Source organism: Haemophilus parainfluenzae (assembly GCF_003253005.1).
Taxonomy (GTDB): domain Bacteria; phylum Pseudomonadota; class Gammaproteobacteria; order Enterobacterales; family Pasteurellaceae; genus Haemophilus_D; species Haemophilus_D parainfluenzae_M.
In genome coordinates this window covers 186484-201080 of the sequence record NZ_QEPZ01000002.1, presented here as the reverse complement: position 1 = coordinate 201080, position 14597 = coordinate 186484, and the positions used below count along the sequence as shown (strand labels likewise).

Annotated in this window: 11 protein-coding genes and 1 other RNA gene; 8 read left to right on the top strand and 4 right to left on the bottom strand. The window is 38.1% G+C overall.

The genetic code is table 11. From position 1 onward, the window contains the following. Nucleotides 1-50: 50 nt before the first annotated feature. A complete protein-coding gene (gene dinB / locus DPV97_RS03430; RefSeq protein WP_111382883.1) occupies nucleotides 51-1118 on the top strand; it encodes a DNA polymerase IV in 1068 nt (355 codons plus the stop codon). A gap of 87 nt (nucleotides 1119-1205) precedes the next feature. On the opposite strand, the gene rnpB is transcribed toward dinB, so the two are convergent. Beyond that, nucleotides 1206-1582: RNase P RNA component class A (rnpB, locus tag DPV97_RS03425), an RNA gene on the bottom strand. Nucleotides 1583-1706: 124 nt separating this feature from the next. Between rnpB and DPV97_RS03420 the strand changes: the two genes are divergently transcribed. Next, the gene (locus DPV97_RS03420; protein WP_005698585.1) at nucleotides 1707-2642 is read left to right on the top strand and encodes a KpsF/GutQ family sugar isomerase; all 936 of its coding nucleotides are present in this window, start codon (nucleotides 1707-1709) and stop codon (nucleotides 2640-2642) included. Then, entirely contained in the window at nucleotides 2642-3187 is a 546-nt protein-coding gene (locus DPV97_RS03415; protein WP_049367444.1) for a KdsC family phosphatase, read from the top strand. Before DPV97_RS03420 ends, DPV97_RS03415 begins: the two co-directional genes overlap by 1 nt. 70 nt (nucleotides 3188-3257) lie before the next feature. Here the strand turns inward: DPV97_RS03415 and DPV97_RS03410 are convergent, their stop codons facing one another. Together DPV97_RS03410 and DPV97_RS03405 are read right to left on the bottom strand one after the other, a co-directional pair. Next, nucleotides 3258-5915 (bottom strand): PqiB family protein, encoded by a 2658-nt coding sequence (locus DPV97_RS03410; RefSeq protein ID WP_070713870.1) that lies wholly within the window; start codon nucleotides 5913-5915, stop codon nucleotides 3258-3260. Then, the gene (locus DPV97_RS03405; protein ID WP_070713867.1) at nucleotides 5899-7152 is read right to left on the bottom strand and encodes a PqiA/YebS family transporter subunit; all 1254 of its coding nucleotides are present in this window, start codon (nucleotides 7150-7152) and stop codon (nucleotides 5899-5901) included. The genes DPV97_RS03410 and DPV97_RS03405 overlap by 17 nt, the downstream gene beginning before the upstream one ends. A gap of 170 nt (nucleotides 7153-7322) precedes the next feature. On the opposite strand from DPV97_RS03405, the gene proQ reads away from it, so the two are divergent. From proQ to DPV97_RS03380, 5 genes are all read left to right on the top strand, one after another. After that, entirely contained in the window at nucleotides 7323-7970 is a 648-nt protein-coding gene (gene proQ, locus DPV97_RS03400; protein ID WP_070713862.1) for an RNA chaperone ProQ, read from the top strand. A gap of 29 nt (nucleotides 7971-7999) precedes the next feature. Continuing rightward, a complete protein-coding gene (gene prc / locus DPV97_RS03395) occupies nucleotides 8000-10069 on the top strand; it encodes a carboxy terminal-processing peptidase (protein WP_070713859.1) in 2070 nt (689 codons plus the stop codon). 80 nt (nucleotides 10070-10149) lie between these two features. Next, a complete protein-coding gene (locus DPV97_RS03390) occupies nucleotides 10150-11619 on the top strand; it encodes a L,D-transpeptidase family protein (RefSeq protein ID WP_070713908.1) in 1470 nt (489 codons plus the stop codon). Nucleotides 11620-11693: 74 nt separating this feature from the next. After that, nucleotides 11694-12254 (top strand): peptidoglycan L,D-endopeptidase MepK, encoded by a 561-nt coding sequence (gene mepK, locus DPV97_RS03385; protein ID WP_070713856.1) that lies wholly within the window; start codon nucleotides 11694-11696, stop codon nucleotides 12252-12254. A gap of 64 nt (nucleotides 12255-12318) precedes the next feature. Continuing rightward, the gene (locus DPV97_RS03380) at nucleotides 12319-12948 is read left to right on the top strand and encodes an MBL fold metallo-hydrolase (protein WP_070713851.1); all 630 of its coding nucleotides are present in this window, start codon (nucleotides 12319-12321) and stop codon (nucleotides 12946-12948) included. A 165-nt stretch (nucleotides 12949-13113) separates the two neighbouring features. Here DPV97_RS03380 and pepT read toward each other — a convergent pair whose 3' ends face one another. Next, on the bottom strand, nucleotides 13114-14346 hold the full coding sequence (gene pepT / locus DPV97_RS03375; protein WP_070713848.1) for a peptidase T: 1233 nt from the start codon (nucleotides 14344-14346) through the stop codon (nucleotides 13114-13116). Nucleotides 14347-14597 lie beyond the last annotated feature (251 nt).

Below are 14597 nucleotides of genomic sequence, written 5' to 3'. Positions count from 1 at the left end.
CAGTAATTAAAGTGCGGTTATACTAAATAAAATTTAACCGCACTTTTTTTATGTCACAAGATAAAAAAATTATTCACATTGATATGGATTGTTTTTACGCATCGATTGAGATTCGTGAAAATCCTAATTTGCAGGGAAAGCCTGTTGCTGTAGGTGGTTCTTCTCGTCAACGTGGTGTATTAACAACTTGTAATTATGAGGCGAGAAAATTTGGTTTGCATAGTGCAATGCCAACGGCTCAAGCCATAAAAAAGTGTCCTAATCTCATTCTTGTGCCTGTGAATATGACGTTGTATAAACAAGTTTCGGCACAAATTCATCAAATCTTCCAGCGCTATACTTCTATCATCGAGCCACTTTCCTTAGATGAAGCTTATTTAGATGTTACGGATTGTACACAATGTTCAGGATCCGCCACGTGGATCGCACAAGAAATTCGCCAAGCCATTTTTGATGAATTAAAGCTGACCGCTTCTGCCGGTGTGGCGCCCCTTAAATTTCTCTCCAAAATTGCCTCCGATATGAATAAACCAAATGGGCAATTTGTAATTCAACCTCATGAAGTTGAACAGTTTGTAAAAACACTGCCATTGAAGAAAATCCCTGGTGTGGGAAAAGTCACTTCTGAACGTTTATTGAAAATGGGCTTAGAAACTTGTGAAGATGTGCAAAAACTCGATCAATCTATTCTGTTAAATATCTTCGGGAAAATGGGTAAGCGAATTTGGGATTTTAGCCATGGCATCGATGATCGTGAAGTCCAAGCTCATCGAGAACGAAAATCTATCGGTGTAGAACGCACTTTATCCGAAAATATTAGCCATCTCGAACAAGGCATAGCATTGTTAGATAATCTCTATGCCGAGCTTATTCGTCGCATTGAACGAAGTACGCCGAATATCCCTTTAACCGCTTTTCGCAAAATTGGGGTGAAATTAAAATTTGAAGATTTTCAGGTGACGACCTTAGAAAAAACAGGCTTGCCTTTATCACTAAAAAGCTTTCAACAATTACTAGAACAAATTTGGCAACGTAGCCATGGGAAGTCCATTCGTCTCGTTGGATTACACGTGAATTTACCGGAAGAAAGCCATTTAGAACAAATGAGCTTGTGGTAAAACACAAAAGAAAATGACCACACTTTTATTCATTCCATCCCGAGTAGGATAATGAAAAAACAAAAGTGCGGTCATTTTTTGATGAATTTATTGAGTTGGTCGATAAGCCGAGTTCTGTCGTGGACAATCATTCCTCTAGGCGACAAATTACTCTGTCGCTCAAGCAACCTACCCGAACTCTGGACGGGCCACCCATTGAGTTCCTATTTGGTCTTGCTACGAGTGGAGTTTACCTTGCTGCACGTTGTTACCAACGGCACGGTGTGCTCTTACCACACCCTTTCACCCTTACCGTTTTCACGGCGGTCTGCTCTCTGTTGCACTGGTCGTCGGCTCACGCCGCCCGGACGTTATCCGGCACTCTGCCCTTTGTAGCTCGGACTTTCCTCTCGTTTACTTGTCCCACTAGGTCGTGCGAACACGGTTAAGGGCTTCAATAAACCAGCGATTGTCTAACCAACTCGCGGCGTAGTATAGGGGGAATTCAAAGAGCGGTCAAATTTTCATTCTTATTTTTAATAACTTCCGTTAGAATAGCCCTACAAAACACGGTTATTTTCAACCGCACTTTTATCATAAGGATTTCCTATGAATTATTTACAAATCGCACGAGAAACGCTTTCTGTTGAAAGCCAAGCACTCGCACAACTAAGCCAACGCTTGGATGATGAGTTTTCTCAAGTTGTGGATCTTATCCTTGCTTGCGAAGGTCGTTTAGTCATCGGTGGTATTGGTAAATCGGGGCTAATTGGCAAAAAAATGGTGGCGACTTTTGCCTCTACAGGGACACCAAGTTTCTTCCTGCACCCGACTGAAGCCTTTCATGGCGATTTAGGTATGCTAAAACCCATCGACATTGTGATGCTGATTTCTTATAGCGGTGAAACTGATGACGTAAATAAACTCATTCCAAGTTTGAAAAACTTTGGTAATAAAATTATTGCCCTAACCAGCAATAAAAACTCAACGCTTGCTCGCCATGCGGATTATGTTTTAGATATCACTGTCGAACGCGAAGTCTGTCCAAACAATCTCGCACCAACCACTTCTGCGTTAGTCACTTTAGCCTTAGGTGATGCTCTTGCGGTTTCATTGATTACGGCACGTCATTTCCAACCTGCTGACTTTGCGAAATTCCATCCAGGTGGCAGCCTTGGTCGTCGTTTGTTATGCAAAGTAAAAGATCAAATGCAAACTCGATTACCGATTACCACACCAGACACCAGCTTCACTGATTGCTTAACTATTATGAATGAAGGTCGTATGGGTGTGGCATTAGTCATGGAAAACCAACAACTTAAAGGCATTATTACCGATGGTGATGTGCGCCGAGCATTAACGGCTAACGGTGCCGATACACTTAACAAGACCGCGAAAGAGCTTATGACCTCTTCACCGAAAACTATTCATGAAAATGAATTTTTAGCGAAAGCAGAAGACTTGATGAAAGAGAAGAAAATTCACTCTCTTGTTGTGGTCAATGATGAAAATAATGTTGTGGGCTTAGTGGAGTTCTCAAGCTAATGATTAACGAAAAATTAAAGAAAATTAAATTGGTCATCACCGATGTCGATGGCGTATTAACTGACGGACTACTCCATTATGATGCAAATGGCGAAGCAATTAAAAGTTTCCATGTGCGCGATGGACTTGGTGTCAAAATGTTGATGGATGCAGGTATTCAAGTAGCCGTATTATCGGGCAGAGATTCGGCGATCCTGCGTAAGCGAATTAGCGATCTAGGTATTAAGTTGTTCTTCCTTGGTAAACTTGAAAAAGAAAGTGCTTGTTTGGATCTCATGAAACAAGCAGGTGTTACTGCAGAACAAACGGCCTATATTGGTGATGACAGCGTAGATCTCCCCGCTTTTGCAACCTGTGGCCTTTCTTTTGCCGTGGCAGATTCTGCACCTTATGTGCAAAATGCCGTGGATTATGTGCTTGCCCTTGGTGGTGGAAAAGGGGCTTTTCGTGAAATGTCCGATATGATTTTACATGCTCAGGGCAAAGATGAAGTCTATACTTCAGCTAAGGGCTTTTTAAAATCAGTCAAAAATATGGGCCAATAGCACTCCTCAAAATACCTAAAAAATAACCGCACTTTGATGATTCAAAAGTGCGGTTATTTCTTTTTATGTTTTATTGATTTGCTGGTAATGCACCTGAATTCCAAGTCGGTGCTTCAGCTGGTTTCTTCACTTGTAACATAAAGCGCTGATTTGCCGTTGCTTGTGGTTGAACGATCGTACCCGATGGAGTCGAGAATGAAATACCGCCTTTCAACAATTGTTGTACACTACCGGTATTAAACTCTGCGCCTTTCCAACCAAGATTGAAATCATAACCCGATGAAACCCAGAACTCTGAATTTTTACGTACCAAATGTTGATACTTTGGTGTAATCGCAATATGTACCAACACTCGATCGCCTAAAGAATTTAATTCAAATTTACGAATGGTTCCCACTTCAACACCGCGATAAAGTACAGGTGATCCTTCCGTTAAATTCATCGCATCACTGGTTTCCAAAATAAATGGCACACCATTGCTGTATTTATTTCGAGGTTGTGCGGTTTGCGCTAAATTAAACTGTGTTTTGGGTTGACCTTTGCCTAACTCAATATCAATGTAAGGCTGTAAAAGGCTATCTAAGTTTTCAATTCCACCCGCTGAGATTTGTGGGGAAATCACTTTAAATACAGTACCCTCTTTTGCAATCATCCCCATATAACTTGGGTTAATTAATGCTTTCGCTGTAATACGGTTTGTCTTTTGATCAAGAGAAATCTGCTCAACTTCACCTACATTCATACCAAGATAACGCAAGCTCATTCCTTTACTTAAAGCCGTTGCATCATCTGTTATTAACGTAATCACTTGTCCTGCTGATTTAGCTCGCAGTTCACTTGGATAAAGCGTTTTATTTTTGCCTGATCCTGTATTATCAAAACTAATCGCCCCTTTTAATGAACGAGCAACCGGGGAAGCCTGAATACTAATGCCTTTCGGCGTAATATCAATCTGCGCTGCACTTTCTACCCAAAATACACTTTTATCTGTCAGAAGATCTTGATAAGCCGGATAAATATAGACATCAATATCAAAATTATTGGCTTTCGGTCTTACATTAATAATTTTACCTACTTCAAACTGACGATAAAGCACAACAGAACCTTTACTAATACTTGGTAAATTAGTGGAATGTAACACAATCGTTGGATTCACTAAGTTGCCTGTAACACCTGTTTCGGCACTGCTAATATCCTTATAAAGTGGATAGGTAGAATGTGGTTCGCCACTTCCTTTTTTGGGTAATACTCTCACCCCACCTTGTAGCCATTTTGATGGCGTTGCTGATTCAAAACGCAATCCGTCGATACCAAAACTTACATCAAAATTAGAGGCAGCCACAAATTGAGTGTTCTCATGAATAAGATTGCGATATTCCGCTGCAATTGCCGCTTCAAATTTCACACCATCAACATTTAAGTGCTGCTTCACAATTTGACCAATAGCAATATTGTTATAAAACACCGATTGCCCTTCTGCAATCCCATAAGTCTCTGGCGCTGTTAAGGTTAAAACCAACGTATTTGGTGCCTTGAGCAATAACTCATTTTCTCGAATGACTTCGAATTGCGTTTTGCTTTCTCCACTTCCTGGAATAATTTCGAAATAATCACCACGGAAGAATTTCTGAGGATTAGCAATATCGCCTAAGTCTAACTTACGATTTTTCAATACAATATGTGTATTAGTTTTTAAGAGATTAGCCTGACTTGGCTCAATTAATAATGTCCCTTGTAAAATATCTTCATTGTTTTCAACTGTTCTTAAAGAGGAAAGCAAACCAACTTGCTCATCACCATAATAAACTGAAGTTTGTCCTGCTTGTAAACCGGCTGAAACAGGCAGTGTTACCTCAACTTCTATCCCACGTTTAGCCGCTTGTAGATTAGAATAAAGGATATAGTTGCTGTTCATCACTGCTTGAGGACTATCTGATGGCGAGTCAAATGATACGGCACCTTGCACCACAGCATTTAAACTCTCCACCGCTACATTCATACCCGATGAATTAATATTGGCGTTAATACCGCTAATATTCCAGAAACGTGAATCTTTCTTCACAAAATGCGCAAAAGCTTTATCAATTACCACATCAATTTCAACTTTATTGTCTTTATTGAATCGATAATCATAAATTTTCCCGACTGGCATTTTTTTGAAATACACAGAAGCACCAATCGAAATTGAACCTAAATCATCAGAAATTAAATGAATTAATAAATCCCCCGGATTGACTTGTGCAATAGGACCTTGCTCTTCCGCAATAAATTCATCTTCTGAATCACCATCACCTGGTTGGAGCGTAATGTAATTTCCTGAAACCAAAGAGTCTAAACCTGAAATCCCTGCAAGAGACACACTTGGTTGAACAAGCCAGAACTTGGTATTTTCTTTTAACACATCTGTCGCTTCAGAATAAATATTTGCCTCAACTTTCACTTTTTGCATATTGTCGGTAAAGTTCACCTTCTTCACGACACCAATTTGCAAACCTTGATAGCGAATAGGGGTTTTATCTGCAACGAGCCCAGCCCCATTAGAGAACGTGATCGTAATAGTCTTTCCTCGTTCTTGTACAATTTGGAAAAATAAAATAGCACCAACACATAATGCAATAAAAGGTAACAACCAAAACGGTGAGATGCGTTTATTCTTACGTAATAACGCTTCTACATTGTTATATTGCTCATCAATAGATTGAGATTCTGTTTTATTGTTTTCTGTCATAAATTTTCCAAATTAATCGACTATCAAACTGAGAAGTTGAAATCATAGTTAAAAACACTGCTGCACCAAAATAAAATGCGGCAGGGCCTACAGTAAAATTAATAATCTGTCCGCGTGTTACTAGAGACATCATCAAAGCTAACACAAAAAGATCTAGCATTGACCAACGTCCTACAAAGTGAACAATATGCAATAATCGCATTTGCCATTTAATTGAATGTCGCCATTTAAAATGCACGCTTGCCAGTAAATACAACATAATCAGGATTTTACTTACTGGCACAAAAATACTGGCGAAGAATACCACGAAAGCAACAAAATAGCTGCCCATGCTTATAAACGACATCACACCCGACATCAAGGTATCTTGTGACAAATTTCCTGTTAAATAAACACCAGATATTGGGAGTAAGTTTGCGGGAAAAAGCATGATAATCCCCGCCACTAATGTCGCCCAAACGCGTTGCAATTTTATACTATCTGGTGTTTCAATAAGCGATGAACAACGTGGACAAATGGCTCGATGACAGCGATCGTATTTTTGATCTTCTTTTAAAAAAGTGTAATCACAGGCAGTACAAAGTTCTAACGGTCGATCGCTTTTGGTAACCGGTTTCTGATCGGGATAAAAATCATGCCACAAGTCATCTAAATTAATTTTAATGAACAATAAAGTGGTTAAAAGTGCAGTAAAAACAAAAGCAATTAAATACACATCTACTTCTAATGTGGCATATTCGCGTACTTTAAACATGGTGACACCCAGTGCAACTAAATATACGTCAAACATGACCCAAGGCTTAATATATCCCACAAATAATAAGACATTACGAGGCTTAATTTTGAGCAATTTAGAAAGCTGCAACATAATGACTAAAATCGCAAAAGAGACAGGCATTAAAATTGCACAGATAAAAATCATAAATGCAGTATAGGAATATCCCTCTACTGCCATTTTCCAAATACCTTTCCAAACAGAAGCATCAATTTTAGTACCTAGTAAATCTAAACTCAATAAAGGATAGCCCAAAGCAAATGGCATTAAAATTAGGATAGAAAGGGCGATTAATGAGCAACGCTTAAGTGACCAACGACTACCTGATTGTAATTTGTGATGGCAACGCGGACATTGTGCATACTCCCCCGCCTGCGGGCGACAAACAGACACCGTTGCATCGCATTCTATGCAACGCACTAGTCTATAAGTGGCATGAGTAAAATCAGGTGTTTTTGTCATTATGTTTTCAGAAATTATAAAAGTGGACTATTTTAGCCTGAATTAAGGGAATTTGTGAAGTTATTCATTAGAATTAGAAACGGAATTATTCTGTCCAACCATTGTCAATCCTTATAAAAGTGCGGTAAACTGTGCAGGTTTTTATTTTTTTATCCTAGGAAAACTCAGAAATGACAGATTCTCAAGTTGAAGCCCAAGTTGAAAATAATGCTGAAGGCGTTCAAAAATTAACTGATACAAAAGCGATCATTGCATATCTTGTGGAAAAATTCCCACTTTGCTTTATTGCAGAAGGTGAAGCTAAACCATTAAAAATTGGTCTTTTCCAAGATCTTGCTGAAGCATTAAAAGATGATGAACGTGTCAGCAAAACTCAATTACGTCAGGCTTTACGTCAATACACCTCCAACTGGCGCTATTTACACGGCTGTCGCGAAGGTGCTGAGCGTGTGGATTTATACGGCAACCCTGCTGGTGTATTAGACGCAGAACATGTTTCTCATGCGACTCAACAATTAGCAGATGCAAAAGCTAAATTTGCAGAAAAACGCAAAGCAGAATTAGCAGCCAAAAAAGCACAACAAAAACGACCTGCTCGTAAACCAAATTCAAATCAAGCAACTCGCAAACCAAAAGCCCCGCAAATAAAACTAAGTGCGGTTGATTTCACAACACTTTCTGCAGGTAGCAAAGTGAAAGTGAAAGTAGCAGAACAAGCGAAAAATGCGACCGTATTAAATGTGGAAAAAGATGGCGCACGCGTAGAACTTGAAAATGGTTTAGTGATGACAGTCACCGCAGATCGTTTATTTGCCTAATAATTTATTTCTTATCGGGATAAGGTTAAATGAAATTACATACAACCAAAAGTCTTATTGCAACAGCAATTTTAGGTGCGTTATTTCTTCATTCGTCTGACACATTTGCCGTGCAGCCGAAATTAAAGCAAAGTGATATTACGATTCCTTCGGCAACAGACGCAAACCAGTTAGCAACGAAGCGTGCAACAACGCGTTTAACACAATCACATTATCGTAAATTCCAGCTTGATGACGCCTTTTCCGAAAAGATTTTTGATCGTTATATTAAAAGCTTAGATTACAGCCATAATACCTTTTTAAAATCAGATATTGATGATTTACGTGCTAAATATGGTTCTAAATTAGATGATCAACTTAATGAGGGCGATCTTTCAGCTGCATTTGCGATTTACGATCTGATGATGAAACGTCGCTATGAACGTTATGCTTATGCATTATCTTTATTAGATCAAGAACCTGATTTAAAAGGTAATGATCAAATTGAGATCGATCGTGAAAAAGCACCTTTCCCTGCAAGCGAAGAAGAAGTAAACAAGCTCTGGGAACAACGTGTCAAAAATGATGTAATCAGTCTGAAGTTAAAAGATAAAAAATGGCCTGAAATTAAGGAAAAACTGACTAAACGTTACAATTTAGCCATTCGTCGATTAACTCAAACCAAAGCTGATGACATTGTTCAGATTTATATTAATGCCTTTGCTCGAGAAATCGATCCGCATACAAGCTATCTTGCGCCGCGTACGGCAAAAAGCTTTAATGAAAGTATGAATCTTTCCTTAGAAGGAATTGGTGCGACATTACAATCTGAAGATGACGAAACCAGCATCAAGTCTTTAGTGCCAGGTGCGCCGGCTGAACGCAGTAAAAAATTACAAGCAGGCGATAAAATCATTGGTGTTGGCCAAGAAAAAGGCGAAATCGAAGATATTATCGGTTGGCGTTTAGAAGATATCGTTGACAAAATCAAAGGTAAAAAAGGAACAAAAGTTCGTCTTGAAATTGAACCTGCAAAAGGTGGAAAAAGTCGTATTGTCACTTTAGTTCGCGATAAAGTACGTATTGAAGATCAAGCAGCAAAACTCACTGTTTCTAAAGTTGAGGGTGAAACGGTTGGTGTCATTAAAATCCCAAGTTTCTATATTGGTTTAACTGATGATGTGAAAAAATTATTAGTAGATGCTGAGAAGAAGAAAATTGGCGCTTTAATTGTGGATCTTCGTGAAAATGGCGGTGGTGCATTAACAGAAGCCGTAGCATTAAGTGGTTTATTTATTACAGATGGTCCGGTGGTACAGGTACGTGATGCATATCAGCGTATTCGTGTACACGAAGATGACGACAATGCCCAGCAATATAAAGGTCCATTATTGGTGATGATTAATCGTTTCAGTGCGTCTGCTTCTGAAATTTTTGCTGCAACAATGCAAGATTACAATCGCGGTATCATTATTGGGCAAAATACCTTTGGTAAAGGTACGGTACAACAAAGTCGTTCATTAAACTTTGTTTATGATTTAGACCAAACACCACTTGGTGTATTGCAATATACTATCCAAAAATTCTACCGAATTAATGGTGGTTCAACCCAATTAAAAGGTGTAGCAGCAGATATTAATTTCCCTGAAATTATTGATGCTAAAGAAATTGGTGAAGAAAAAGAAGATAACGCCTTAGCTTGGGATAAAATTCCGCCGGCGACTTATTCTGAAAACAATAAAGCGCGTAAAGATGTTGAAGCATTAAATGAAAAACATCTAGAGCGTATTGCAAAAGATCCTGAATTTATTGCTTTAAATGAAGATCTTAAGATCCGTGATGAACGCCGTGAGCGTAAATTCTTATCATTGAATTTCCAAGAGCGTAAAGCGGAAAATGATAAAGATGATGCGAGACGTTTAAAAGCTCTCAATGACCGTTTTAAACGTGAAGGTAAAAAAGCATTAAAAGACATTGATGATTTGCCAAAAGACTATGAAGCACCTGATTTCTTCTTAAAAGAAGCGGAAAAAATGGCAGCTGATTTAGTTAAACTTAACACGAATCAACAAAAAGTGGATGCTGAAATAAAACAAGAAGCGGCAAAAGCAACAAAATAACGATTATTTTGACCGCACTTTAGCAGATGAAAAAAACTGAAGTGCGGTTATTTTTTATGAATATTTTTAAAGGTACAGCAATGTTAAAAGGAACAATGAAATTAAGCGCATTAGTCTTATCATTATCAATGATGACGTCAGGTTGTGCGTTAGCTGAATGGGCTAAAACAGTTGGGCAACCTCAACAAGCCGAAAATAAAGGCGTTGATATGTCTAAATTAAGCCCTGAAGAGCGTGCAACACTTGAAGCGGAAATCAAAGAAGACCAAGCTCGCCTAGCAGCTGAAAAGCAAACCATACTAGAGATGTCATTAACGCATGAAATTGGCGAACAGAATCTACAGTTCAAACCAATTTTGGCAAAATTATATGCTGATAATAAATATGAGTTGATGTGGAAAGACAAGGCTGCAGAAAAACAATTCCTACGCGAATATGCAGCAATGGTAGCGTCTGGTATTTCTAAACGTTCGGCGCAATCATTAATCAATTTACATAACGCTGAAAAAACTGGAGGCCTCACCTACGATGTGTTGTTAAGTGATGCTTTCCTTGATTACTTGTATTACAGCAAGAACGTTAATCAACAAGCACAACGTTGGTTATATGCAACGAATGCTTACAAACCGGAATTACCAAATCAAGAAATTATTGACCAATGGCAAAGTGCGGTTAAAAACGATGCTGTTTCTGGTTTTGTAAACGGATTATCTAACCATAATCGTTTATACCGTGAAACCGTACAAGCACTCCCATCAATGATTTCAGCTTCAGGTATTTCTGCAATGGGTAAAAAACTTGCCCTTAATGCACAACGTTTACGTGTTATTCCAGATTTTGAAAATGGAATCTTTGTTAATATTCCAAGCTATCAATTGAAATATTATCGTGATGGTAAAGCAATTTTAGAATCACGCGTTATTGTAGGGAAAAATGAACGTCGTACACCAGTAATGTACAGCCGTTTGAGCAATGTGGTTGTTAATCCGCCTTGGAATGCCCCTACACGCTTAATTAATGAAGATATTTTACCGAAATTAAAACGTGACCCTGGCTATGCAGCAGCACACAACTACTCTATTTTAGATAGCAAAGGTAACACTATTGATCCTTACTCAATTAATTGGAGTAGTATTGGTGATAAATTCCCGTATCGTATCCGTCAAGCAGCTGGTGACAGTGCATTAGGTAACTATAAATTTAATATGCCAAGCTCTGATGCAATTTATCTTCACGATACACCAAATCATAACTTATTCAGCAAAAAAGATCGTGCATTAAGCTCAGGTTGTGTGCGTGTAGAAAAATCTGATCAACTTGCCTCTATTCTGTTACAAGAAGCCGGCTGGACAGAAGATAAAAAACGCGGTGTTTTAGAAAGTAAGAAAACAACGTCTGCGAACATTCGCACAAATGACCCCGTATTCTTATATTATGTAACTGCATGGGTGGAAAACGGTCAAACACAAGTTTTACCAGATATTTATAAATACGATGATGCAGCGATTTTTAATGATATTGACTGGGCGGTTGTAAAAAAATACCTTTAAAAATGGTTTACACTAGAACTTTTTAATACAAAAATTGTCTAGGATGAAAGATAGGTAATAAAAGAAACTATAAAATGGGTAATATTGATAAAAATCGTCGTAAATGGCTTTCATTAGGCGGCATCGTTTTAGGCGCAAGTATGATACCGAGTACAGTGTTAGCGATGGTCTCTACCCCTAAACCTCGCATTCTCAGTTTCTATAATGTCAACACCAATGAACGATTAAGCGGTGAGTTCTCTGCTACAACTGGATTTAATCGTTCACTACTTGGTAAACTTGATTACTTCATGAGAGATCGCCGTACAGACCAAGTACGCCGAATGGATCCGAATCTCTTTATGAAGTTTTATCATTTACAAAGTAATTTAGGTTTACGCACTGCACAGATTGATGTAATTTGTGGCTATCGTAGTGCTGAGACAAATGCCATGCGCCGTAGACAAAGTCGGGACGTAGCAAGCAACAGCTATCATATTAAAGGCCAAGCGATTGATTTTAAAATCCCTGGTGTACCTTTAGCAAGGTTACGCCAAGCGGCTGAAAATCTTAATAGCGGTGGTGTAGGATATTATCCGTATAGTAATTTTATTCACGTGGATACTGGCCCTGTAAGAACATGGCGTGGTGCATGAAAAACAGTTTAATTTTAGACCGCACTTTAGTGCGGTTTTTTGTTATCAACAATAAGGAAAAAAGATGAATATTGAAATTATTCCTGTTACAGCCTTTCAGCAAAATTGCTCTCTTATTTGGGATGATGAAAAAAATGCAGCGATTATCGATCCTGGTGGCAATGCGGAAAAACTTATTCAACGTATTGAGGAATTAGAATTAAACCTAAAAGCAGTCTTATTAACTCATGGACATCTTGATCATGTAGGGGCTGCTGAAGCGATTCGTGATCATTTTAATATTGAAATATGGGGCTCACAGGAAAAAGATCGCTTTCTGTTTGAAAGTCTACCACAACAAGCTCAGCAGTTTGGTTTACCTTATATTTCTGCGTTTACACCTGATCGCTGGTTTAATCAAGAAGGTGAAAAAATTCAAATTGGTACATTTACCTTTGAAATTCTTCATCTTCCTGGTCATACACCTGGCCACATTGGTTTGATTGAACATGAAAAAAATATTGCTTTTACTGGCGATGTCCTTTTCCAAAACAGTATTGGTCGTACAAACTTCCCTCATGGAGATTTTGATACACTGATCTCATCAATCAAGAATAAATTATTTACATTAAATGATGATATGGTAGTTATTGCAGGACATGGCCCTTACACAACTATTGGACAAGAAAAACGAAGCAATCCGTTTTTGAAGTAAAGATCTGAATTTGGGGTAAAAAAAAGCTCCTAATTTCTTAGGAGCACCAAAAAGGAATTTATGAATAAAATCTCTAAAGTTTAGCTTTATCAAAGGAATCTCGATAAAACGCTAACGATTATATTGACATATTCTGACAAATGCAAGCTTCTTCTTTACAATAATTTACAAATCTTTACAGTTTGCTATTTTTATAACCACTTCGACAGCTTTTTCCATCCCTTCAAGTGTCACTAATTCATGTTTACTATGGAAATTATAGCCACCGGTAAAGATATTTGGACAAGCTAATCCTTTTTCTGCTAAAAATGCCCCATCCGTTCCACCACGTATTGGTTTATGATTTGGTGTAATACCACAAGCTTTCATTGCAGCATCAGCTAACTTAATCGCCTGTGGGACATTTTTGACTGTGGCATACATATTTTTGTAACTGTCTTCAATAACACATTCCACCGGCTCTTTCAGGCTTTTCTCTCTATTAAATTTTTCTACAAGCTGATAAATAAATGCCTTACGTTGCTCAAAACTAGCTTGGTCAAAATCTCGAATGAGATAATGTAATTCAACTTTCTCAATATCCCCCTTAAAATCATCTAAATGGAAAAAACCTTCTTTTCCTGATGTTTTTTCGGGAACATCATCTTTTGGAAAACCTTGTTGAAACTCACAAGCTAACGTCAGCGCATTCACTAATTTGTTTTTAGCATAACCAGGATGAATGCTCCGACCTTTAAAGGTAATTTTTGCCGTCGCGGCATTAAAATTCTCATACTCCAATTCACCCACTTCTCCACCATCAATGGTATATGCCCAATCACAAGGAAAATCGTCTAATGGGAAATAATGCATTCCTAAACCAATTTCTTCGTCAGGCGTAAATGCCACTCGAATATTACAATGCGGGATATTTTTCTGTTGTAATACAGAAAGTGCGGTCATAATTTCTGCGATTCCGGCTTTATTATCCGCACCAAGTAAAGTAGTTCCATCTGTCACAATCAAGGTTTTGCCAATAAGCTGATGTAAAAATGGATAATACACAGGACTAATAAACTCCTCTCCTAAACCTAACGCAATATCTCCTCCCCGATAATTTTCAATCACTTCAGGTTGAACATTTTTACCGCTGCATTGTGGTGATGTATCAAGGTGGGAAATAAAACCAATAGTGTGTGTTAAATCAGGATGATTTGAGGGTAAATAAGCCGTGACAACGGCATGCTTAGTCACATTGACATCTTGTAAACCAAGTTCAATTAATTCTTGCTGCAAATGCAAAGCCAGCTTCATTTGCCCTGCTGAACTTGGCGAATGTTTTGCAGACAATTTAGATTGCGTATCAAATGCGACATAAGTTAAAAATCGCTGTAATAATTCATTATAATGTTCTTCCATTTTAAAATTCTCCTTTATATCAGCGTTAGTCTAATCCCAAAATTCGTTACAGTTCTTGATATATAACAAGAAAGTGAAGAGTTATAAAATTTTCTGAAAAAAGTGCGGTCAAGTTTTAGATAAATTTTTCCTAAAAACTCGATTAAATCCTTTTCATCATTAACAATTCGCTATATCATATCGGTTCAATTTTATGTCGCCCCTGCATCATTTTTGCAGGTTCATTTCTACTCAGTACCGATTAAATTGGT